The sequence below is a fragment of the Streptomyces sp. TLI_105 genome (genome assembly GCF_900105415.1).
Lineage (GTDB): Bacteria > Actinomycetota > Actinomycetes > Streptomycetales > Streptomycetaceae > Streptomyces.
Genome location: NZ_FNSM01000001.1, coordinates 1,298,559 through 1,320,600 on the forward strand (window position 1 = coordinate 1,298,559; position 22,042 = coordinate 1,320,600).

A 22,042-nucleotide genomic window follows, 5' to 3' on the forward strand; every position below is an offset into this window, starting at 1 on the left:
GTGCCGTCGGTCATCACCTGGAGAAGACCCATGTCCGAACCCGACGTCGACGCCCTGCCGCAGCGCTGGCAGGACCTGCTGCCCGCCGCCCCGTCCCGCCGCCGCTTCCTCTCCCTCACCGGCGGCGGCGCCCTCGCCGCCCTGCTCGCGGCCTGCGCGCCGAGCGCGGCGGGCGACGCGGCCGCCGGGGCGACGGCATCCGCGGGCACGGCCCGGCGCGGCGGCACGCTCCGCGTGGGCACGCCCCCGCCGCCGACCGCCCTCGATCCGGTCACCGCGTACGACGGCAGCGCGATCGCCCTCTACCAGCTGGTCGCCGACTACCTGATCTGGCTGGACAAGGACTACAGGCTGGTACCGAGGCTCGCCACCGGATGGACGTCCGACGAGGCGGGCCGGACCTGGACGTTCACCCTGCGCGAGGGGGTGGTGTTCTCCGACGGCACCGAGCTGGACGCCGCCACCGTGAAGGCCTCCTTCGACCGGCTGCTCGACCCGAGGAGCAAGTCCGCCGCGCTGTCGACCTTCGACACCGTCCTCAAGGCCGGAGGCGTCCGCGCCGACGGCGCCACGAAGGTCGTCTTCACCCTCGAACGACCCTTCTCCGACTTCCCCTACCTCGTCTCGGCCGGCAACTACAACGCCGTCGTCCTGAAGAAGGACTACGCCGGCGACTTCACCGAACACGGCATCGGCACCGGCCCGTTCGTCCTCACGTCCTACGACGTCTCGACCGGCGCCTCCTTCACCCGCAACCCCCGCCACTGGGACGCCCCCAAGCCCCATCTCGACGGCGTCGAGGTGAAGTTCTACGCCGACGACCAGGCCGACCTGGTCGCCCTCCAGGGCGGCGACGTCGACACCCAGTTCCTCAGCCGCGCCGCCCTGGTCGAGCCGCTCGGCGACGGCGGCGGCGACCTGGTCGTCGACAAGGTCCGGAGCACCGCGGTGACCGTCCTCACCCTCCGCGTCGACAGGGCCCCGTTCGACCGCAAGGAGGTCCGGCAGGCCGTCGCCCACGCCCTGGACCGCCCGGCGCTGCGCCAGTCCGCCGGCAGCGGCCTCGGAGACCTCGGCAACGACCACCTGTTCGCGCCGCTGTTCCGCTCCGCGCCCACCGACATACCGCAGCGGGCCAGGGACAAGGAGAAGGTCGCGGCGCTGCTGAAGCAGGCCGGCCTCGACGGCCTCCGTTTCACGCTCACCTTCGACCCGCCCAACAAGGACTACGCCGTCACCGTCCAGAGCCAGCTGAAGGAGGCCGGCATCACCGTCGACCTCGACCAGCGGTCCTCCAAGGAGTTCTACGGCGGAGACCAGACGAAGGACACGCCCTGGCTGTTCACGGACGCCAACCTGGTCAACTGGGCCGGGCGGCCCGTGCCGAGCCAGCTGATCAACCCGATGGTCAAGAGCGACGGCGTGTGGAACGGCTCCAAGTACGCCAACAAGGCCCTGGACGCGGCCGCCGACGCCTACGACGCCGCCACCGACGACGCCGAACGGCGCGAGCAGGCCGGGATCATCGCCCGGATCCTCCACGAGGACGTTCCCGTCATCATCGGCTTCTGGAACGGCAATACGCGCGCCTCCCGCCGCTCCTTCCGGGGCATCGAGGCGCATCCCAGCCAGTACGCCGACTTCTCCGCCGTCTCCCGGGCCTGAGCGGAGAGGACGCCGACCACATGCGACGCCTCCTGCTGCGCCGGGTCGCGGCCATCCCGCCGACCCTGCTCGCCGTCTCCCTGCTCGTCTTCCTCGCCACACAGGTGCTGCCCGGCGATGTCGCCCGCACCGTCCTCGGCCGCGAGGCCGACGACGGCTCGGTCCGCGCGCTCCGCCACGACCTCGGCCTGGACCGACCCCTCGCCGTGCAGTACGCGACCTGGCTGGGGCACTTCGCGACCGGCGACTGGGGCACCTCGTACACCCTGCGCGTGCCGGTGCGCGCCCTGCTCCTGGAACGCCTGGGACACTCGCTGTTCCTGGCCGGGTTCGCGTTCCTGCTGCTCGTGCCGGTCGCACTCGCCCTGGGCCTGCTCGCCGGCCTCTTCCACGGGCGGGTCCCGGACCGGTTCGTCACCTCGACGGCCCTCGCGCTCGGCGCCACACCGGAGTTCGTCACCGGCGTCGTGCTGCTCGTGGTCTTCTCCGTACGGCTGCGCTGGTTCCCGGCCTCCGCGCAGCCGCAACCGGGACACGACGGACTCGGCGACACGCTGTGGCACCTGACGCTGCCGGCGGCCTCGCTGGTCCTGGTGTGCACCGGCTACGTCGCCCGCCATGTGCGCGCCGGCACGATCGCGGTGCTGGAGGGGGCCCATGTGCGCGCCGCCCGGCTGCGGGGGCTGTCGTCCCCGCGGATCGTCGTACGCCACGTGCTGCGCAACGCCACGGTGCCGGCGACCAGCGCGCTGGGGGTCCAGCTGCAGTACCTGCTCGGCGGGATCGTCGTGGTCGAGCTCCTCTTCAACTACCCGGGTGCCGGAGCCCTGTTGCTGCAGGCCGCCCAGGACAAGGACCTGCCGACGCTCCAGGCGAGCGCTCTGGTGCTCGGCGTCCTCTACATGCTGGTGGTCCTGCTCGCGGACGTCGTCCACCGGCTGCTGGACCCCCGGGTCCGTCCGGAGGCCGCCGCGTGAGCGCCTTCCCGGCCCCGCCGCGGTCGCGGCCGCGGCTGCCCGCGGCCTGGCTCGTGGGGGCGTCCGTCGTGGTGTTGTGGGCGGCGGTCGCCACCCTCTGGCCGCATCTGGTGCCGTACGCGCCCGACGTCCAGCGGCCCCAGGACCGTTTCCTGCCGCCGAGCGGCGAACACTGGCTCGGCACCGACCAGTTCGGGCGTGACGTCCTGTCCCGTGCCCTCGCCGGGGCCCGCCCCGTCCTCCAGGTCGCGCCGGCGGCGACCGCCCTCGCCGTCCTCGCGGGCACCGTCCTGGGACTGCTCGCCGGCGGTGTCGGCGGCCGGCTGGACGAGGTGGTGATGCGGATCGTAGACGCGGTCGTGGTCTTCCCCGCCATCGTCGCGGCCGTGCTGTTCGCGGCGATGCTGGGCCACTCCACGTCCGTCCTCGTGCTGGTCGTCGCGGCGTCCCTGGCGACCCTCGTGACCCGCAGCGTCCGGGCGGCCGCGCTCGTCGAACGGAACAAGCCGTACGCCGAGGCCGCCCGGCTGCGCGGCGAGCCCCTGTGGTCGCTGCTCGTCCGCGAGATCCTGCCCAACATCCGCTCCACTGTGTACGTCGAGGCCACCTCACGGCTCGGCGACGCGGTGTTCGCCGCCGCCACGCTCTCCTTCCTCGGCCTCGGCCTGCCGCCCGGCTCACCGGAGTGGGGCGCGTCCGTCGCCGACAACCGGGTGTGGCTGGCCAACGCGCCCTGGACCGTCCTCGCGCCCGCGCTGGCCATCGTCTCGCTGGTGGTCGGCGTCGCGCTCGTCGCGGACGGTTCGCGCCGGATGACGGGAGACGGGGCATGAGCGAACAGGGGCTCGTCGTCGAGGGGTTGAGCACCGCCTACGGCTCCGCCCGGGTCCTGCACGACGTGTCCTTCCGTGTCGCACCCGGCGAGATCTACGGCCTGGTCGGCGAGTCCGGCTGCGGCAAGTCGACGCTGGCGTACGCGCTGGCCCGCCACTTCGCACCGGGCGGGCACGTACTCGGCGGCAGCGTGCGCCTGGACGGCACCGAGGTACTCGCCCTGGAGGAACGGGAGTTGCGGGAGTGGCGGGCCTCGCGCCTCGCTTTCGTCCACCAGGACGCGGCCGGCGCCCTGGATCCGACGATGCGGATCGGCCGGCAGCTGGCCGAGGTGCTGCGGGGGCGCGGCCTGTCCCGGCGGGAGACGGCCGCACGCGTCCTTGAGCTGCTGCGGGCCGTCCGGCTGCCCGCCCCCGAGCGGCTGGCGCTCCGCTTCCCGCACCAGCTCTCCGGTGGGCAGCAGCAGCGCGTCGTCATCGCCGCGGCCCTGGCCACCGAGCCCCGGCTGCTGGTCCTCGACGAGCCGACGACCGGCCTCGACGCCTCCGTGGAGCACGAGGTGCTCGGCCTGCTCGCCGAGCTGCGCGACCGGCTGGACGCCGCCGTCGTCCTCGTCAGCCACGACCTGGGCCTGATCGGCCGGATGTGCGACCGGGTGGGCGTGCTGTACGCGGGACGGCTCGTGGAGAGCGGACCGGTGCGGGAGGTGCTGGCCGCCCCCGCCCATCCGTACACCGCGGGTCTCCTGGCCGCCGTCCCGGTCCTCGGCACCACGCGTCACGACCGGCCGCTGCGGTCCGTGTCCGGCCGGCTGCCGCTGCCCGGCGAGACCACCGGGGGCTGCGCCTTCGCCCCGCGCTGCGCCCTGGCCGAGGACGCCTGCCGGGCGGCCGAACCCCCGCCGGCCACCGGGGCGGTGCGGGGCAGGACGGTGCGCTGTCTGCGCCCGGGAGAGGTCCCGCCGGCCGCGCCGCCGGTGACCGCGGGCGCGTCGGCGCCCCGGAAGGCGGGCGCGGTCCTCCTCGAAGTACGGGACCTCGTCCGCAGGTACGGCACGACGGTCGCCGTCGACCACGTCGACCTCACCGTCCGCGAGGGCGAGGTCCTCGGTCTGGTGGGCGAGTCGGGCAGCGGCAAGACGACCCTCGCCCGCGCGATCGCCGGCCTCGCCTCCGACGGCACGGGAACCCTGGCCCTGCGGGGCGCGCCGCTGCCCCCACGGCTGGCCCGGCGGGAGGCGGACGTACGGCGGCGCGTCCAGATGGTCTTCCAGAACCCCGACGCCTCGCTCAACCCCAGCCACCGTGTCCGCACGGTGCTGCGCAGGGCACTGACCACCCTCGCCGCGCCCGGGACGGGGCGGGAGTCCGCCGCCCTGGAGGACCTCCTGGAGCGCACCCGCATCGACGCGGACCTGCTCGACCGCCTCCCCGGACGGTTGTCCGGGGGCCAGAAGCAACGGGTCTCGATCGCCCGCGGCTTCGCGGGCCGCCCCGACCTGGTGATCTGCGACGAGCCCGTCTCCGCGCTCGACGTCAGCGTGCAGGCGGCCGTCCTGGAGCTCCTCGCCGACCAGCGCGACCGCACGGGGACGTCGTACCTCTTCATCTCGCACGACCTCGCCGTCGTCGGCCACCTCGCCGACCGGATCGCCGTCATGTACCGGGGCGCGGTCGTCGAGGAGGGCCCCGCGGCCGACGTCCTGCGCGGCCCCTCGCACCCGTACACCGCGCTCCTGGTGGAGGCGGCGGCTCGACCGGTGGGGGCCGGGGTGCCCGAGGCGCCGTCCCCGCCGTCCGCGCGGCCGACCGGCTGCCGGTTCGCCGACCGCTGCGCCCGGCGGATCACCGGGCTGTGCGCCGAAGTGCCGCCGCCGGTACGCGCGGTGGGGGCGGGGCACCTGGTGCGCTGCCACCTGGAGGTCGCGGAGCTGCCCCTCGGCGCTCCCTCCTCACCGCCCGGTCAGATGGTCCTGCGGGAACGCGGCCAGCAGTCCCCTGGTGTACGGGGCGGTCGGTGAGCCGAAGACGGCGTCCCTCGGGCCCACCTCCACCAGCTCGCCCTTCTCCAGGACCGCGACCCGGTCGCAGAAGTGCCGTACCACCGCGAGGTCGTGGGAGATGAAGAGCAGCGACAGGTCGAGCTCCTCACGGAGGTCCATGAGGAGGTTCAGGACCTGCGCCTGGACCGACACGTCCAGCGCGGACACCGGCTCGTCGGCGATGACCAGGCGCGGCCGGACGGCCAGCGCGCGGGCGATGCCGATGCGCTGGCGCTGGCCGCCGGAGAACTCGTGCGGGTGGCGGGAGAGGTGCGAGGCGGACAGGCCCACCTGTTCCAGCAGCTCCGCCGCCCGCTTCTTCCGCCGAGTCCGGTCCAGGTCCGTGTGGACGCGCAGCGGTGTGGTGACGATCTGCTCGACCGTGTGGCGCGGGTTGAGCGAGGCGTACGGGTCCTGGAAGACCAGCTGGACGTCGCGGCTCAGCGCGCGGCGCAGCCGGGCGTCCGTCGCCGCGCCCGAGACGTCCCGGCCGTCGAAGCGGACCTCCCCGCTCGTGGGGCGGCGCAGGCCGGTGAGGATCCGCGCGATGGTGGACTTGCCCGAGCCGGACTCGCCCACCAGGCCGAGGGTCTCCCCGCGTGCCACGTGCAGGCTCACGCCCCGCACCGCCGGGTGGGGGCGGGCTCGGCGGCGTCCCGGGTAGTCCACGCGCAGGTCGCGGACCTCGGCCAGGACCTCGGGGTCGGGGGCGGTGCGGAGGCGGGCCTCGGCGCGCGGCTTCGGCTCCGGGTCGTCGACCGTGGGAAGGCGGGCGCCGGGCACGGTGCTCAGGGTGGGGGCCGCTCCGACGAGGGCCTTGGTGTAGGGGTGGGCGGGGGCGGTCAGGAGGCGCCCGGTGGGGCCCTCCTCCAGCGCCTCGCCGCCGCGCATCACCAGCATGCGGTCGCATGTCGCCGCCACCACTCCCACGTCGTGCGTGATGAGGAGCATGGCCGTGCCGGCGTCCGAGCGGAGTGCGCGGATCAGGTCGAGGACCTGGTGCTGGACCCGGGCGTCCAGTGCCGTGGTCGGTTCGTCGGCGATCAGGACGTCCGGGTCGTTGACCAGCGCCATGGCGATGACGACGCGCTGGCGCATGCCGCCCGAGAGGTGGTGCGGGTGGTCCGAGGCGCGAGCGGCCGGGATGCCCACCCGTTCCAGCATCGCCGCCGCCCGTGCCCGTGCCTCCTTGCGGCCGGCCCGCGGGTGGTGGACACGGTACGCCTCCGCGACCTGGGCGCCGACGGTGTGGTACGGCGACAGCGCGTCCAGGGCGTCCTGGAAGACCATCGCGACGCGGGCGCCCCTGATCCTCTTCAGGACCGGTTCGGGCGCACCCACCAGTTCGAGGCCGTCGCCGCCGAGGCGGATGCTGCCCTCGACGCCGGTGCGTGCCGGGTCGTGGAGGGCCAGGGCGGCGAGGCCGATCGTCGACTTGCCCGAGCCGGACTCCCCGACGAGGCCGAGGACTTCGCCCGGGGCGAGGTCGAAGGAGACGTCCCGGACGGCCGGGACGGGGCCGCGCGCCGTGCGGAAGGTGACCGCCAGATCGCGGACGCTCAGTGCGGGTCGATCGCTCATGCGAGCCTCACTCGGGGATCCAGCCAGGCCACCACGAGGTCGGCCACGGCCACGAACACGACGACGAAGAAGGCGGCGACGAGGACGGTGCCGACGACCGTGGGCAGGTCGTCGCCGGTCACCGCGTCGACGGCGAGCTTGCCGACGCCGCCGAGCCCGAACACGGTCTCCGTGATGAACGCGCCTCCGAGCAGCGCCCCGACCTCAAGGCCGAGCAGCTGCACCAGCGGGCCGGCCGCTCCGCGCGCGGTGTACTTCAGATGGGTGCGCAGGGCGCCCAGGCCCTTGGCGCGGGCCGTGCGGACGTACCCGTGGTGCATGGTCTCCAGCATCTGCGAGCGGGTCAGACGGGCGTAGACGGCCGCGTTGACGAAGCCGAGGACCAGCCACGGCAGGACCAGGCCCAGGGCCCACCGGCCGGGCCCGTCGGCGAAGGGGACGTAGCGCGGGGGTGCGAACAGGCCGGTGGAGTAGACGAGCAGGAACTGGAGCACGTAGCCGAGGAAGTAGATCTGCACGCTGGCGCCCAGCAGGTTGAAGCCGGACAGCAGACGGTCGGTCGGCCTGCCCCGGCGCAACGCCGCCGCCAGGCCGGAGCCGACGCCGAGGACGAGGATCACCGCGAGGGCGCCGACCGCGAGGGAGACGGTCACGGGGAGGCGGTCCTCGACGGCGGTGAGGACGGGCTGGTGGAGGGTGTAGGAGTAGCCGAGGCAGGGGGCGGGGCAGGGGATCGGGGTGCCGTCGACGTCCGCGATGGTGCGGCCGGCGACGATGCCGCCGACGTAGTCGGTGAACTGGGAGACGATCGGCCGGTCGAGTCCCATGCTCGTGCGTACGGCCGCGAGCTGCGCGGAGTCGCACTGGGGGCCGCAGGCGATCTGAGCCGGGTCGGAGGGGGCGGCGTAGAAGAGCCCGAAGGCCGTGGCGGTGATCGCGAGGAGCACCGCCACGGCCTGCGCGACCCTCTTGAGGAGGTATCGGGTCATGGTCGCAGGGGGTCAGGAGTTCTCGACGTACACGTTGGCCAGGGCCGGGACGCCGTAGATCGGGTGGGTGGCGGCGCCGCCGATCTTCTCGCCGCGGAACTGGGAGACGCTCTTGTAGAGGAAGGGCACCAGGGGGACGTCCTTCATGACCGTCTCCTCCAGGCTGATCAGCTCCTCGGCCTTCTTCTGCGCGTCGCCGATCTTCGCGATGCGGGCCAGTTCCTCGTCCACCTGCGGGTTGCCGTAGCGGAGAGGGTTGGACACCGCGTCCAGGTGGCTCTCGTAGCCGAGGGGGAGCAGGGTCGACGGGGTGGGCCAGTCCACGGAGTTGGTGGACAGGAACAGGTCGTACGGGTTGTCGCCACCGCCGAAGACCACGTCGTTGAACGCGGCGGGCGTGAGGCCCTTCACGACGAGCTTGATCCCGGCCTTGGCGAAGGCGTCGACGAGGACCTGCGCGACCTGGTCGTCCTGCGGGCTCTCGGTGGGGTACGCGTACGTCAGCTTGGTGACCTTCGTCCTCGCCTCGGCCAGGTGTTCCTTGGCCTTGGCGATGTCGCCGGCGGGGGCGACGGGGTAGAGGTCGTACTTCTTCCAGCCGACGACGGCCGGCGAGGAGAGGGTGGTCGCGATGTCGCCGGCGTAGCGGCCGCCGAGGACCTGGCGGGCCTGCTCGCGCGGGAAGAGGTAGTGGATGGCCTTGCGGACCTCGGGATCGGTGACCCGGTCGTTCCTGATGTACAGGTCCTGGGTGTAGGCGCCCTGACTGCCGGAGACGACCAGCTTCCGCTTGGCGGGGTCGCGTTCGACCGTGGCGATCAGCTCGGGCGGCAGCTTGTCCTTGGTGGTGAGCGTGGTCGCGCCGGTGCCCTGGCCGTTGAACACCTCCTGCGCGGTGTTGAGGGCGGCCTTGCCGAAGGTGAACTCGAAGCGGTCCGGGTAGGCGTGGCGGATCGAGTCCGTCTCCGGCTTCCAGTGCGGGTTGCGCTCCAGGGTGAGGCTCTGGTTCTGCTTGTGCTCGACGATCCGGTACGGCCCGGTGGCGAAGGGCTTCAGGTCGTAGCCGGTGCCGGTGTCCTTGTCCTCGCGGACCGGCGAGGAGGAGGACTGGGCGGCCATGTACGGCACGTCGGACTGCGGTTCGGGGAAGTGGAAGACGATGGTCCTGTCGTCGGGCGTCTCGATGGCCTTGAGGTCGCCGTCCTTCTTGGGGCCGCCGTACTTCTTCACCGCCTCGGTGCGGTCCGCGGAGCCGGTGAGCCACTGCGGCCAGTAGGTGGGGCCGAGCTCGAAGCCGGGAGCGAAGGTGCGCTCGATGCCGTACTTGATCTGCCGCGCGGTGACGGGCTTGCCGTCCTCCCAGGCGATGCCGTCCTTCAGGCGGTACGTCCAGGTGCGACCGCCGTCGGAGGAGGCGCCGGTGTCGGTGGCGAGGTCGCCGACCAGTCCGGGCCTGCCGTCGACGATCTGGTACTGGGTCAGCTGGCGGCCCCACAGCAGCGAGGTGCTGTATCTCTCGCCGGCGTAGATCTTCTGCGGGTCGAGGTGGGAGAAGTCGGCCTCGTTGGCGACGGTGACGGTGCCGCCCTTGCGGGCGCCGGAGATCTCGGGGGCGGGGCCCTGGCTGTCCTTCGCGGTGCCGAGGGTGGCGGTCAGCCGCTGTCCGCTCTTGGCGGCGGTGCTGTTCTTCCCCGGTCCGGCGCCCGTGTCCGCCCCCGCACCCGCACCCGCGGAGCAGGAGCACAGCAGCAGGGCGGCGGCGGTGGCGAGAGCCGGGACGGCCGTGGCGCGCAGGGTGATTGCGGGCATGGCGAACTCCGTTGTGTCGTACGGCTGTTGATGAGGAGGGTGAGTGAAGGTCCGGGGGCTCAGCGGACGGTGTGCGGGTCGAGCGCGTCCCGCACGGCGTCGCCGAGGAGGTTGAAGGCGAGGACGAAGACGAGGAGCGAGGCGCCGGGGAAGACCATGTAGGTGGGGTCGTCGTAGAAGACGTCGGCGCCCCGGGAGATCATGCGGCCCCAGTCGGGGATGGGTTCGTTGATGCCGACGCCCAGGAAGGACAGCGCGGCCTCGGTGGTGACCATCGCGGGCACGGAGAGGGTGATGTGCACGAGGACCGGCGCCCAGGCGTTCGGCAGCAGTTCGCGGAAGACGATGTGCCGCCGGCTCGCGCCGAGAGCTCGGGCCGCCTCGACGAACTCCCGCTCGCGCAGGGACCGCACGAGGGTGCGCAGCACCATCGCGAGCGGCACCCAGCCGAAGACGGAGAAGACGAGGACGAGGACGGCGAACTGCATCCAGGCGGGTTCGTTCTCGCCCGGTCCGACGAAGCGGGTCTGGACGACCGGGCCCAGTGTGATCAGGAACAGCAGGGCCGGGAAGGCGAGCAGGACGTTGCAGACGAAGGTGAACGCCCGGTCGACGAGGCCGCTGAGGTAGCCCACGGCCACCCCGACGACCACACCGGCGACGGCGACGACGGCGGCCGAGGCGACGGCGATCAGCAGCGAGGTGCGGATGCCGTGGAGGAGCTGGGCGAGGACGTCACGGCCGAGGCCGGGCTCGATGCCGAACCAGTGCTGCGCCGAGATGCCGCCGTTGGGCAGCACGGGCAGGCCCTCCGGGCTCAGCAGGCCCGTCCCGTTCTGCCCGTAGTGCTCGGTCGGGTTCTTGCCGTAGAGGGTGGTGATCAGGGGCGCCGCGACGGCGAGGAGCACGAAGAACCCGACGACGCAGAGCGAGACGGTTCCGACCCGATCGCGCCGGAACGCGTCCACCACTGATACCGCTGCCATGCTGCCGCACTCCCGACTCGTCGGGGCGCGCCGATCTATGGAGGAGCGCCCTGGATCACCTCGGAGACGGGATCACCGCTCCGGACATCGGACATTAGATAGGAAGATCCGATAGGCGGCAACGAGTCATATTCCAAGGCCAGTTAGTGATATTGCCTTGGATTTCTAGAAGGTTTCTCCGTTCACGCGGTCGCAGCACGAATACGTACGAATCACCGCAAATCCCACGATCACGGGAGACGAGCGTCACAGTCGCCCGACCGGCTCCGGGAACGACCGAGGGGCCGTTCCGGATGTCTCCGGAACGGCCCCTGATCTGCGACTTCGAAAAGCCGGGTCCGACTGCTGCGACGGTGTCAGACGCCCGCCCGGCGTCTGCCGCGGATGCGGCGTGGGTACGGGAAGAGGCGCGGTGAGCGCTTGGCGGCCACGTCCTCGATCCAGCCGAAGGTCAGCACCAGCAGTCCGATCAGGGGGATCGCCACCAGCAGCGGGAACCACTGGCTGGTCAGCAGCCACTGGCAGTACTCGTAGAAGAAGCCGACGGACCAGAGGGGGTCGATCAGAGGGATGGCGGCCACCAACGCGGCCTCGTGCCAGAGGTAGACGCTGACAGCGCGTGCGTTGAGCAGACTGACCAGGCCGTTCCAGCGTTCCAGTGGTCTGGGCCACTGTTCCCAGGAGGGACTCACGTGGAGCAGGATGGCGACGAAGCCGAAGGACCACAGGGCCTGGGCTATCGGCCAGCTCTCGATGTCGGTGGGCACGGTCGGATCGACCGGTCGGGTCTGCAGGTACCACCAGCCGGCCACCATGATCAGCGGCGCGACGGACGGCACGATGTACTGCGGGATCTTCTTGAGCAGGCCCTCCTGGTGAGCCATGCCGAGGATCCAGCAGGAGCCGAAGGTGGCGAAGTCGCTGGCGGTCTCCCAGACCCGGCTGTAGATGAACTCCTGGTCGATGAAGAACGTGTTCATGACGATCGCCAGCGCGAGCGGCACGGACAGCGTCACCACCGGCATCCGCCGCAGCGCCCACAGCATCAACGGTGAGAGCAGGACGTACCAGAGGTACGCGCGGAGGTACCAGAGCGGGACGATGACCTGCACAGCCCAGCCCTGCCCCACAAGATGGTCGAAACCGTTCAGCGACTCGGCGTACGGCGGAGTGCTCAACGGCACGAGCCAGAACAGCAGCTTGCCCCACCACCAGTGGGGATGCCCCTCGGCGTCGGGCCCCCAGCCGTCGACGATCTCGAGGGTGAGCATGACCGCGCCGAACAGCCACATCGGCGGCAGCAGCCGGCGCAGACGGCCCCGGATGACGCCCAGGGCGGGACGGCTGAGCGAGCGTGCCATCAGCGACCCGGCCAGCGCGAACATCACGCCCATGGACGGGAAGACGATGGGCAGCCAGAACCAGCCGAAGTTGTGGTAGAGCACCACGCGCACCAGCGCCAGCGCGCGCAGCAGGTCGAGGTAGCGGTCCCGGCCGCCCTTGCGCGGGGACGGTGCCGGCGGCTCCGGCTCCGGCTCCCGTCGCAGAACGGCGGGGATGCGCAGCTGGACGGTGTCCTGGGTGCCCCCGAACCCGAAGGATGCGGTCATGGTCAGGCCTCCACGGGTGCGGCGGCGACCTCGCCGGTGCGCCGGAGCTTCTGCCAGCGCAGCCGGCCACCGGTCAGCGCCGTGATCGCGGACTGCAACAGGACGATGTACATCAGCTGTCGATAGACCACCTGCTGGATCGGCAGGCTGATCAGATGCAGGGGCTTCTCGCCGTCGAGCCGGAAGGCGTACCAGGACAGTGCGGCCTGGAGCAGGATGAAGCCGCCCCAGCTGGCGAGGGTGATCGGGGCGTCCGCGAACAGCACGCCGTACAGCAGGAACATGTCGACCAGCGGCGCGAGCAGCGGGGCGACCACGCCGAACAGCACGACCAGCGGCAGCCCGATCCGGCCGAAGCGCCCGGCCGGACCCCGGGAGATCACGGCGCGCCGGTGCTTCCACATCGCCTGCATGCTGCCGTAGCTCCAGCGGTACCGCTGGGACCAGAGCTGCTGGATGCTGGCGGGGGCCTCGGTCCAGGCGCGGGCGCGCTCGGCGTAGACGATCCGCCAGCCGTCGCAGAGCACCGCCATGGTGATGTCGGTGTCCTCGGCGAGGGTGTCGTCGCTCATCCCGCCGACCCGCCGCAGGGCCTCCTTGCGGAAGGCGCCGACCGCGCCGGGGATGGTCGGGATGACGTTGAGCATGTCGTACATCCGGCGGTCCAGGTTGTGGCCGAGGACGTACTCGATGTGCTGCCAGGCGCCGATCAGGCTCTCGCGGTTGCCGACCTTGGCGTTGCCCGCGACCGCGCCGATCCCCCGGTCGCCGAACGGCTGGACCAGCTCGCGCACGGTGGACGGCTCGAAGACGGTGTCGCCGTCCATCATCACGATGATGTCGTGCGACGCGGCCGCGATGCCGGTGTTGAGCGCGCTGGACTTGCCGCCGTTGACCTTGCGGATCAGCCGGACGAACGGCAGGTTCATCTCCTCGACGATGTCCGCGGTGCCGTCCGTGGAGCCGTCGTCGATGACGATCACTTCGATCGGATGGTCACTGGCGATCAGGGAGTTGAGGGTGTTCGCGATGCACTCGCGTTCGTTGTAGGCCGGGACGAGGACGGTGACCGGCTCGGTGACGGGTGGTCCCCACGCGTCCCGCCGCCGGGAGCGCCGGGCGTGCAGCGGCGCGAGGACGAGCATCAGCGCGAACCGGCCGAAGTTGAGGAAGCCGACGACGGCGAGGAGAGCGACCAGCACCGGCAGGGTGAGCACGGCGGCCTGGCTGGCCCAGATGAATCCCTTGCCCGCCCACAGCTGGTAGCCGTGCACCGGCACGGTGGCGTCGGTGGCGCCGAGCGCCTCGGAGATGGTGGCGAAGCGGTACCCCTCGCCCTGCAGCTTCTCGATGATCTGCTCGAGCGCGGCGATGGTCTCGGTACGGTCGCCACCCGCGTCGTGCAGCAGGATCAGCTCGCCCGCACCGGGCTTGCGCGGCAGCGCCGCCTTGACGATCTCGTCGACGCCGGGGCGCTTCCAGTCGTCGGTGTCGCGGTCGATGAACGCGGTGAGGTAGCCGTGGGAGCCCACGTACTTGATCACCGGGTAGTTCCAGTCGTCGAGCGCCGAGGCGTCGGAGGAGTACGGCGGGCGGAACAGCGCGCTGTGGACGCCCGCGACGCCGGCCAGCGCCAGCTGCGTCTGCGCCAGTTCCCAGCTGATCCGGGCGTGGGACTGGTAGGCCAGGTCGGGGTGGGTGTAGGTGTGCACGCCGATCTCGTGGCCGCCCGCGACGATCTGCCGGATCAGCTCCGGGTTGCGCGTGGTCATGGCGCCGGTCACGAAGAAGTCCGCGCGGATGTCGTGGTCCGCGAGCAGCTTCAGGATCTTCGGGGTCCACTCCGGCGAGGGGCCGTCGTCGAAGCTCAGGACCACGGTGTGGTCGGGGATCCGATAACTCACCGGGTGCTCGTTCTTGGTCCCGCGCGCGTCGATGATCGGGCCGCCCTTGAGCAGGTTCTCCGGCACGGTCGTCTTGTCGACCGAAGTCGCGATCCGGGTGTCGTGGAACGCCTCGTTGGTGGCGAGGCCGCGCAGGACGAGGAGCGCGAGCAGGCAGGCCAGCAGGGACAGCGGCATGAAGAAGCGCAGCGGCGGCGCAGCCAGTCGGCGCGGCCTCAGCAGGGACTGCCGACGACGCTGGTGGCGGGACAAGGGCGCTCCTGGAGATGGGTGGTGCGGACGATCAGGCACGCTCGGCCGGCCCGCAGGCGTTGCTCCGGGCGGCACGGTGGTCGCGGTATGCGGTATGTCGTGGAATCTCGCGACATTCGGCGTGATCGCCGAACTTTTCGGGCGGGGTGTCGCAGACCGCGCCCTCTAGGGCCAGGAGGGCGACAAGGGCCCCTTGGCGGGCAAGTACGAGGGCTTCGGCGGTATCCCCATCACCGGGGCGTCCGACTGCATGCCGATCAGGCTGCTGCCCATGGCGGCCGCCAGGATCGCGCCGACCACGGAGACCGGCCAGCCGAAGCGCCGGAACAGACGGCTGCGCAGACCCGACTGGTCGACGAACACCGGTGCCGGAGCAGGCTCCTCGAAACGGGATTCGGCCATGTTGGGCTGTACCGGGTATGCCGATCCGCGCCCGAAGGGCGTGGTGACTTGGCGCATCTTGTGTGGCCTTTTTGTGCAGGGTGTGTAGACCGCTGAAGCGTAGAGCGGACCGTAGCGCACGGACCGAATCGATTGGCGTGCGATATATGCATTTGACATGATCCGTTCGAGTGTCGTAACCGGATCGGTATGTGGACGGGCACGTTCCGGCCCGCGGGCGGGCGGGACGCGGACACGCGACAGGATGGCTCGAAGCCTTCGCTAGGATGACCCCTCAATTCGTGTGATCAGCGATTGATCCTCATGCAAAGGGCGTGTCCGGGTACCGCCTCAACGCCCCAAGGAGACCCTGTGAGTCAGCTCCGCCGCACCTCTCGTCGCCGCGCGTGGACCGTGCTCACGCTGCCCGCCCTCCTGTGCGTGCTCGCCGCGTGTTCCGCCGACCCCGCGTCCGGCGGGGGCGCCGACGCCGCCCCGCCCGCGCAGGACGCCTCGCCGACCCCGACCGGACCGCCGGGGACCCTGTTCGACGACTTCCACTACAGCGGCGCCGACGACCCCGCGCTCGCCGCCCACGGCTGGGAGATCCGTACCGGCGGTGGCGGGCCGGGGATCCAGGACACCTGGTCCGCCGACGGTGCCGGCTTCCCCTCCGACCCGACCGCCCAGGGGGGCAGGGTCCTGCGACTGCGGTCCTCCACCGACGGCACCGCGCAGAGCACCCGGCAGGTCGAGGTGCAGACCACCGGCAAGAACTTCTTCACGGGGACCTTCGCCGCCCGGGTCCACCTCAGCGACAAGCCCACGAGCGGTCGCAACGGCGACCACGTCGTCCAGACCTTCTTCCCGATCTCCCCCGCGGACTCCTCCGAGAAGTACAGCGAGCTCGACTTCGAGTACCTGCCGAACGGCGGCTGGGGCTCGGTGGGTCCGCGACTCGACAACGTCAGCTGGTACAAGGCCGATCCGGCGGACCGGGTCAGCCACACGCTCAACCAGCGGCTCGAGGGCTGGCACACCATGGTGATCACCGCCATGGACGGAAAGGTCACCTACTCCCTGGACGGCAAGAAGCTGTTCACCAGCTCCGGCAAGTACGTCCCGCGCGAGAAGATGGACATCCACTTCAGCAACTGGTTCGTCGACCTTCCCTTCACCGGCGGTCCGCGCACCTGGGACGTGAAGGTCAACTGGGTCTACTACAAGGCCGACGAGGCCGTCTCCCCGGCGGACGTCCAGAAGACGGTGGACGGCTTCTACAGCGCCGGCACCGACTACGTCAATACCGTGCCGAAGCCCTGAACCGTTCGGAAACAGAACCTTCACCGTCCTCTTGTCAGCGGGTTCGCCCCTCCATACCTTTGTGCAGCGAGTTCTCGGCTCAGCGGGCCCACCGGCCCGCCCGGGCCGTTTCCTGCACTTCAGCGCACGACAAAACATGGAGGCGTCACATGCCCGTAGCCGTGCCCGAACTCCTGGAAGTCGACGGAATCCGCGACGTGGGTCCGCTGGAGATCGACGACGAGGCGATCGCGTTCGAGGACGACGACCGCAGCGACCGCGAACACATGGCGTGTCTCGCCGACCCCTGGGTGACCGCCACCACCCGGTTCGCCTGTGACCTGAACTCGTAGCGGTGGCCGTTTCCATCGCCGGCCGCAGCGGTTGGTCCGACGACACCTGGTCGTATCTGAACGATCCGCGGATGCCGGCGATGGAACACGGCTGGAAACTGCACGTCTCGACGCGTCCCGGCGAACTCGACGCCGTGATCCGGCTCGTCCTTCCGGTGCTGTCCCGGCACGTCTGCCACGCGAAGTTCGCCCGTGACCCGGAGACGCTGCGCCGCCTCAACTCCGGCGTGGTGAGCGCCGGAGCCGTCGGCAAGGCGATCACCGTCTACCCCGTGGCCGGCGCCGTGGTCGAGGTCGCCCGGGAACTCGCCGCCGTACTGCGCGACCGGGAGGGCCCGCGGATCGCCAGCGACCGGCAGGTCGACCCCAGGGCCCCGGTCTACTACCGCTACGGCCCCTTCACGGGCGACTACCGGACCGGCCGGAGCGGGCGGCTCGAATCCATCATGACCGGGCCGGACGGCCGGATCTTCGACGGCCTGGCCGTCGGCCGCTACCGGTGCCCGCCCTGGGCCGAGGACCCCTTCGCGACCGGCTCCGGCCCCGGCGACGGGCCGTCCGCGCCCGGCTTCGGCGGCGGACGCTACACGGTCACCGCCGGCATCGCGCGCGCGGCCCGGGGCAACGTCTACCGCGCGGTCGACCGCACCCTCGGACGGCCGGTGGTGGTCAAACAGGCGAGGGCCTTCGTGGGCGAGGACGAATCCGGTACGGACGCCCGCCACCGGCTGCGCAACGAGCGCGCGGTCCTCACCGCGCTCGACGGCGTCACGGGCGTGCCCCGCGCCCTGGACTACTTCGCCCACCGGTCGGACGAGTACCTGGTGATGAGCGACTGCGGCGACCGGAACCTGCGCAGGGAGGTCCTGCGCGGCGGCCCCTACCGGGACGACGACACCCGGCCGGAGCGCGCCCTCTCCGTCCTCGCCTCCCGGCTCCTGCGCGTCCTGGACGCGATCCACGGCCGGAACGTGGTCGTCCGCGACCTCAAGCCCGACAACGTCGTGCTCGACGGCTCGGGCCCCGGCCACTGCCACGTGATCGACTTCGGGATCAGCGAACGGGACGGCGCCGGCCCGGGAGGGGCGACCCCCGGATACAGCGAACCGGTTCTGCACGCGACCGGACCGGCCGCCCCCGCCGACGACCACTACGCCCTCGGCGCCACCCTGTTCTTCGCCGCCACCGGCATGGACCCGGTGATCGTCGACGCCGACCACGGGGTCAACCGGGACAGGACCCTGGCCTGCCTGGCCTGGGCACTGCCCGGGCGTGCCCACCGGGAGATCCGGTCGACGATCACCGGCCTCCTGAGCTTCGACCCGGCCGTACGGACCGCCGCCGCCGACCGCCTGCGCACCGGCACGGCCGGAACCGCACGCCGGCCCGCGCGCCCCCGGATCGACAGCGACCTGCTGGACGAGGTCATCGAGCACACGACCGCGTACTGCGTCGGTGAGGCGCACGCGATCGTGGACCCGGTACGGGCCGCCCGGCTGAACGTCCCCACCTCCATCGACGTCTACGGCGGCAGTGCGGGACTCGGACTGGAGCTCCTCCACCACGCGCACCGGCCTCCTGTGCGTTCCGCCGTCGCCGCGTTGGCGCGGTGGACGGCGCGGCAGTCCAGGAACCTGCCGCCCGGCTTCTACACGGGGCGCACCGGCGTCGAACTCTTCCTCACGGAGGCGGCGTCGGAGGCGGGTTCGGAAGCGGGGCCGGGGACGGACACGGACGCGCGGTCCGGGTACCCCGTCCTGCCGGAGCGCGCACCGGACGGCGGACCTCCGGAGGCGGACCTGATCGCGGGCGCCGCCGGAATCGGCCTCGGCCGGCTGCTGCTCGCCCGACACGCCCTCCGGTCCGGTCACCGGCCCGCCGCGGACCGGCACCTCGCCGTCGCCGCCGACTGCGCCCGGATGCTGGCGTCGGGCACCGCCCGGCTGTCCCCGACCGGTGCGGACACGGCGGGCGGCGCCGCACTCCGCGAGGGCATCGCGCACGGCGACGCGGGCGTCGCCTGTTTCCTGCTCGAGTACGGCGGCGCGACCGGGGACCCGGACGCGATCAGCCGCTCCGAGAAGGCCGCCGCGCGCCTGGCCGCCGTGACGCCGGACATCATCGCGGCGGCCGCCGCACCGGGTGCGGCACGGAGCTACGGCTCGTGGTGCCGGGGCCTGGCCGGCATCGGCACCGTGCTCGTCCGGGCCGCCGAACGCCTCGACGAGCCCGGCTACCTCGACCTCGCCCAGCGGGCCGCGCGCGCCTGCGCCGCACTGGCGCCGCGGATGCCGCTGGTCACGCAGTGCTGCGGACTGGCCGGAGTGGGCGACCTGATGGTGGACGTCGCGGAGGCGTCCGCGTCCGAGGAGTTCCGGGACGCGGCCGAGACGGTCGCCCTGCTCATCCTGAGCCGCAGCGGTGGCACCTGGTCCCGGCCCGTGTTCCCGGACGCCGGTCTCGCCCGGTCGAGCGCCACCTGGGCCGGCGGCTCCGCGGGCGTACTGGCCTTCTTCAGACGACTGCGCGACCGGGGCGGCCCGCGGCTCGGCCTCGTCGCCTGACCGCCGCCACCGGCCGCGGCAGGTGCTCCGGGCCGGTGGCGGACGTCGCTGTCGCGCCGTCAGGAGACGGTGATGAACCGGGCGATGCTCGGCACCCCTCGGGCGTCCAGCGCGAAGAGCATGTAGGTGCCCGGCAGGACCACGCCCGGGTCGGCCGGGATGGACACCGTGTACGTGCCGGTCCCCGTGGCCGTGGAGACCAGCGGGACCCGCCGCTGGTCGTTGTCCGTGGAGTGGGTCGCGGCCGCGGCCCTCATCAGGACGAAGGAGGCCACCGGCCCCCCGGTGCCGACGGTGAGCGAGGTGCCGAGGGCGGCCCGGGGCGGTACGCCGCCGGTGATGACGGGACGCGGCTTGGGCGAGCCGTCCGCGTTGAGCAGGTACGGCGGTGTGAACACGGCCCCGTCGGCGTGGTTGGTGGCGCAGGCACCGCACAGGCCGCCGCCGCCGGAGAAGACCCGACCGTCGGGCAGCAGGTTCGCCACGCTGTGGTAGTTGCGCGGGACGGCCATGCTGGCGAGCGGCGTGAAGCGTCCGGTCGCCGGGTCCCACAGCTCGGGGGGCAGGACGGACGTGGCGTCGCTGAACGCCACGGGATACGCCTGCCCGCCGAACACGGCGACCTTGCCGTCGGGCAGGACGACGCTGTTGCCGAAGGCGCGGGCGTGGCCCATGTCGCCCGTGCGCGCGGACGCGACCTGATCGCCGTCGATGCTCACGGTGTACGCGCGCCGGGTGGCGAGCACGTTGTCGTACGCGGGCGAGCCGCCCAGGGTGAGCAGCTTGCCGATGTCGTACGCGACGGCGTTGCCGGTCATGGCGTCCTGGCTGTCGGCCCGGGTGCCGGCGGAGGTGATGCTCCCGTTCCCGCCGGTCGTGATCCAGTTCATCTGCTTGCTCGGGCCCAGCTGGAGCACTTTGCCGCCCGAGGTCGCGTACAGCCACATGTGGTTGTCCGCGCGGTAGGGGCCGCGGGGGTCGGCCGTCATCGCCTGGGCGGCCGGGACGCCGGGGAGCTTGCGCCAGGTGCGGGTCTCCGGGGACCAGACCTCGCCGGACTTGTCGCCCGTGGCTCCGCTCCAGGATCCGCCGAGGACGAAGGCCTCGCCGGTGGAGAGCAGGGTCATGGCCTGGTAGCCGCGGGCGATGTTCATGTCGGTGGTCGCGGACCAGGCGTCGGTGGCCGGGTCGTAGATGCTCGCCTTCTCCGCGTTGCTGCCGCCGGTGACCAGGACCCGGCCGTCGGCGAGCATCGCTATGCCCGGGCAGAACATGTCGTGGCCGGTGTTGTCGATGCGGCGCTGGGTGACCCTGCCCGTCTTCAGGTCGAGGATCGCGGTCTGGGTGTAGCCGTTGCTGCCGCCGAAGCGGTCGATCGCGTACGCCGACCAGGCCAGGAGTTTGTCGCCCGGCAGGACGGCGGTGGCCACCGGCACCAGGGGGAAGCCGGTGATCCGGCTCCAGGAGCCGTGGACGGCCGGGTCGGCCGGTCCGCTCAGGCGTATCTCGGCGGCGGAGGCCCAGGGCCCGCGGTTTCCGGCCTCGCGGGTCACGGTCAGGCGTATGTAGCGGGCGTCGACTCTGCGGGTGAAGGTGGCGGTCTTGACGCTGTCGTCGTCGCGCCAGGTGCCCGCGGCGACCGGTGCGCCGAAGGTGGTGCCGTCGGTGCTGGTGGTGATGGTGTACGCGCCTGCGCGCCCGTTGGTGCCGTCCTTGCGGGGCTGGTAGACCAGGGCGGATACGGCCGTCGTGCGGTGCATGTCGACGGTGATGCTGTGCGGCAGCGGGGCCGGGGTCCCGGACCACCTGCTGTGCCAGAAGGTGGTGGCGTCGCCGTCGAGGACGTTGGCCGCGCGGCCGTTCTCCTTGGCGGTCTCCTCGTCGCTCGCCGTGGCCGTCCATCCGGTCCGGGGCAGGTCGACGGTGGCCGCCGGGGTTCCGGGGTCGCCGAGGAGGTCGAGCTCCGCGGCGGAACTCCACGGGCCGCGGTTGCCGGCCTCGGTGACGGCGGTGAGCCGGACGAACCGCGCGCCCTGGGGGGCGAATCCGAGGGTCTTGGCGCCGGCGTCGTCCGCGAGAGTCCCGGTGGCGACCGGACTGCCCCAGTTCTGGCCGTCGGTGCTCACGCTGATGCTGTACTCACCGACGCGCCCGTTGACCCCGGCGGTGCGGGGCCGGTAGATGAGCGCCGAGACCACCACCGTGCGGTGCATGTCGACGGTGATGCTGTGCGGCAGCGGGGCGGGGGTGCCCGTCCACTTGCTGTGCCACATGGTGGCCGTGTCGCCGTCGAGGACGTTGGCCGCGCGGCCGTTCACGCCGACGGTCTCCTCGTCGCTCGCCGTGGCCGTCCATCCGGTCCGGTCGAGCACGGGAGCCATCGGCTCCATGGCGTTCGCCGGGGCCACGGCATGGTGCGGCGGCGGCTTCACCGTCGGCTGGGCAGCGGCCCACCGCGTCGGCCGGGGCGACGGGCCGTAGCCGGCCGCCCCCGTGCTCGCCACTCCCAGCCAGGGGGTGAGCCCGACGAGCAGCGAGCCGAGGGCGAAGGCGATGAGCAGAGGGGAGCGGCGGAATGCTCCGGCAAGGGCGCTGACGCGTCTGGGCTGCAATCGGACCTCCTGGGCGAGCCGTGAACCGCTGCGGGCCCCTAGAACATAGGTCAGAACGGCTCAACTCGACCGTGGAACAGTCGAGTTCGTGGAGGACGAGGGCGGCGCCTTCTCGCACGAGGGCGGCGCCTTCTCGCACGAGGGCGGCGCCTTCTCGTACGAGGGCGGACGGGGCGTGTTCG

The 22,042-nt window shown here is 72.1% G+C and carries 15 protein-coding genes; 7 read left to right on the forward strand and 8 right to left on the reverse strand.

Annotated features, from left to right (window positions below; genetic code table 11):
- Positions 1-30 precede the first annotated feature (30 nt).
- Genes BLW86_RS05940 through BLW86_RS05955 form a run of 4 tightly spaced genes read left to right on the forward strand, consistent with a single transcriptional unit; the run spans position 31 to position 5,496 of the window.
- Complete coding sequence (locus BLW86_RS05940; RefSeq protein WP_093873038.1) at positions 31-1,665, forward strand: ABC transporter substrate-binding protein; 1,635 nt, start codon at positions 31-33, stop codon at positions 1,663-1,665.
- A 20-nt stretch (positions 1,666-1,685) separates the two neighbouring features.
- Positions 1,686-2,642: an ABC transporter permease gene (locus tag BLW86_RS05945; RefSeq protein WP_093873039.1), complete on the forward strand. Its 957-nt coding sequence runs from the start codon at positions 1,686-1,688 to the stop codon at positions 2,640-2,642.
- Positions 2,639-3,475: an ABC transporter permease gene (locus BLW86_RS05950; RefSeq protein ID WP_093873040.1), complete on the forward strand. Its 837-nt coding sequence runs from the start codon at positions 2,639-2,641 to the stop codon at positions 3,473-3,475. The genes BLW86_RS05945 and BLW86_RS05950 overlap by 4 nt, the downstream gene beginning before the upstream one ends.
- Entirely contained in the window at positions 3,472-5,496 is a 2,025-nt protein-coding gene (locus tag BLW86_RS05955) for a dipeptide ABC transporter ATP-binding protein (RefSeq protein WP_093873041.1), read from the forward strand. Before BLW86_RS05950 ends, BLW86_RS05955 begins: the two co-directional genes overlap by 4 nt.
- On the opposite strand, the gene BLW86_RS05960 is transcribed toward BLW86_RS05955, so the two are convergent.
- The 7 genes from BLW86_RS05960 to BLW86_RS05990 all read right to left on the reverse strand — a co-directional run bounded on the left by BLW86_RS05960 (position 5,428) and on the right by BLW86_RS05990 (position 15,050).
- Entirely contained in the window at positions 5,428-7,098 is a 1,671-nt protein-coding gene (locus BLW86_RS05960) for a dipeptide ABC transporter ATP-binding protein (protein WP_093873042.1), read from the reverse strand. The genes BLW86_RS05955 and BLW86_RS05960 overlap by 69 nt on opposite strands.
- Positions 7,095-8,087: an ABC transporter permease gene (locus tag BLW86_RS05965; protein ID WP_093873043.1), complete on the reverse strand. Its 993-nt coding sequence runs from the start codon at positions 8,085-8,087 to the stop codon at positions 7,095-7,097. Before BLW86_RS05965 ends, BLW86_RS05960 begins: the two co-directional genes overlap by 4 nt.
- Before the next feature lie 12 nt (positions 8,088-8,099).
- Positions 8,100-9,896, reverse strand: coding sequence for an ABC transporter substrate-binding protein (locus BLW86_RS05970; RefSeq protein WP_093873044.1), 1,797 nt, complete (start codon positions 9,894-9,896; stop codon positions 8,100-8,102).
- Positions 9,897-9,955: 59 nt separating this feature from the next.
- The gene (locus tag BLW86_RS05975; RefSeq protein WP_093873045.1) at positions 9,956-10,882 is read right to left on the reverse strand and encodes an ABC transporter permease; all 927 of its coding nucleotides are present in this window, start codon (positions 10,880-10,882) and stop codon (positions 9,956-9,958) included.
- Positions 10,883-11,238: 356 nt separating this feature from the next.
- Positions 11,239-12,492, reverse strand: a complete 1,254-nt coding sequence (locus BLW86_RS05980) for an acyltransferase family protein (protein ID WP_093873046.1) — start codon at positions 12,490-12,492, stop codon at positions 11,239-11,241.
- Between the two features lie 2 nt (positions 12,493-12,494).
- Entirely contained in the window at positions 12,495-14,648 is a 2,154-nt protein-coding gene (locus tag BLW86_RS05985; RefSeq protein ID WP_371129454.1) for a bifunctional polysaccharide deacetylase/glycosyltransferase family 2 protein, read from the reverse strand.
- Positions 14,649-14,813: 165 nt separating this feature from the next.
- The gene (locus BLW86_RS05990) at positions 14,814-15,050 is read right to left on the reverse strand and encodes a hypothetical protein (RefSeq protein WP_143060229.1); all 237 of its coding nucleotides are present in this window, start codon (positions 15,048-15,050) and stop codon (positions 14,814-14,816) included.
- A 351-nt stretch (positions 15,051-15,401) separates the two neighbouring features.
- Between BLW86_RS05990 and BLW86_RS05995 the strand changes: the two genes are divergently transcribed.
- The 3 genes from BLW86_RS05995 to lanL all read left to right on the forward strand — a co-directional run bounded on the left by BLW86_RS05995 (position 15,402) and on the right by lanL (position 19,248).
- Positions 15,402-16,352, forward strand: coding sequence for a glycoside hydrolase family 16 protein (locus tag BLW86_RS05995; protein ID WP_093873049.1), 951 nt, complete (start codon positions 15,402-15,404; stop codon positions 16,350-16,352).
- 149 nt (positions 16,353-16,501) lie between these two features.
- Positions 16,502-16,684, forward strand: coding sequence for an SflA family class IV lanthipeptide (locus BLW86_RS06000; protein WP_093873050.1), 183 nt, complete (start codon positions 16,502-16,504; stop codon positions 16,682-16,684).
- Positions 16,685-16,686: 2 nt separating this feature from the next.
- Positions 16,687-19,248, forward strand: a complete 2,562-nt coding sequence (gene lanL, locus BLW86_RS06005) for a class IV lanthionine synthetase LanL (RefSeq protein WP_093873051.1) — start codon at positions 16,687-16,689, stop codon at positions 19,246-19,248.
- 59 nt (positions 19,249-19,307) lie between these two features.
- Here the strand turns inward: lanL and BLW86_RS06010 are convergent, their stop codons facing one another.
- Positions 19,308-21,860, reverse strand: coding sequence for a galactose oxidase family protein (locus tag BLW86_RS06010; RefSeq protein WP_256341234.1), 2,553 nt, complete (start codon positions 21,858-21,860; stop codon positions 19,308-19,310).
- Positions 21,861-22,042 lie beyond the last annotated feature (182 nt).

Coding starts and splice junctions, on each gene's coding strand:
- BLW86_RS05940 (WP_093873038.1), top strand. CDS start 31: ATGTCCGAACCCGACGTCGACGCCCTGCCGCAGCGCTGGCAGGACCTG.
- BLW86_RS05945 (WP_093873039.1), top strand. CDS start 1,686: ATGCGACGCCTCCTGCTGCGCCGGGTCGCGGCCATCCCGCCGACCCTG.
- BLW86_RS05955 (WP_093873041.1), top strand. CDS start 3,472: ATGAGCGAACAGGGGCTCGTCGTCGAGGGGTTGAGCACCGCCTACGGC.
- BLW86_RS05960 (WP_093873042.1), bottom strand. CDS start 7,098: ATGAGCGATCGACCCGCACTGAGCGTCCGCGATCTGGCGGTCACCTTC.
- BLW86_RS05965 (WP_093873043.1), bottom strand. CDS start 8,087: ATGACCCGATACCTCCTCAAGAGGGTCGCGCAGGCCGTGGCGGTGCTC.
- BLW86_RS05970 (WP_093873044.1), bottom strand. CDS start 9,896: ATGCCCGCAATCACCCTGCGCGCCACGGCCGTCCCGGCTCTCGCCACC.
- BLW86_RS05975 (WP_093873045.1), bottom strand. CDS start 10,882: ATGGCAGCGGTATCAGTGGTGGACGCGTTCCGGCGCGATCGGGTCGGA.
- BLW86_RS05980 (WP_093873046.1), bottom strand. CDS start 12,492: ATGACCGCATCCTTCGGGTTCGGGGGCACCCAGGACACCGTCCAGCTG.
- BLW86_RS05990 (WP_143060229.1), bottom strand. CDS start 15,050: ATGGCCGAATCCCGTTTCGAGGAGCCTGCTCCGGCACCGGTGTTCGTC.
- BLW86_RS06000 (WP_093873050.1), top strand. CDS start 16,502: ATGCCCGTAGCCGTGCCCGAACTCCTGGAAGTCGACGGAATCCGCGAC.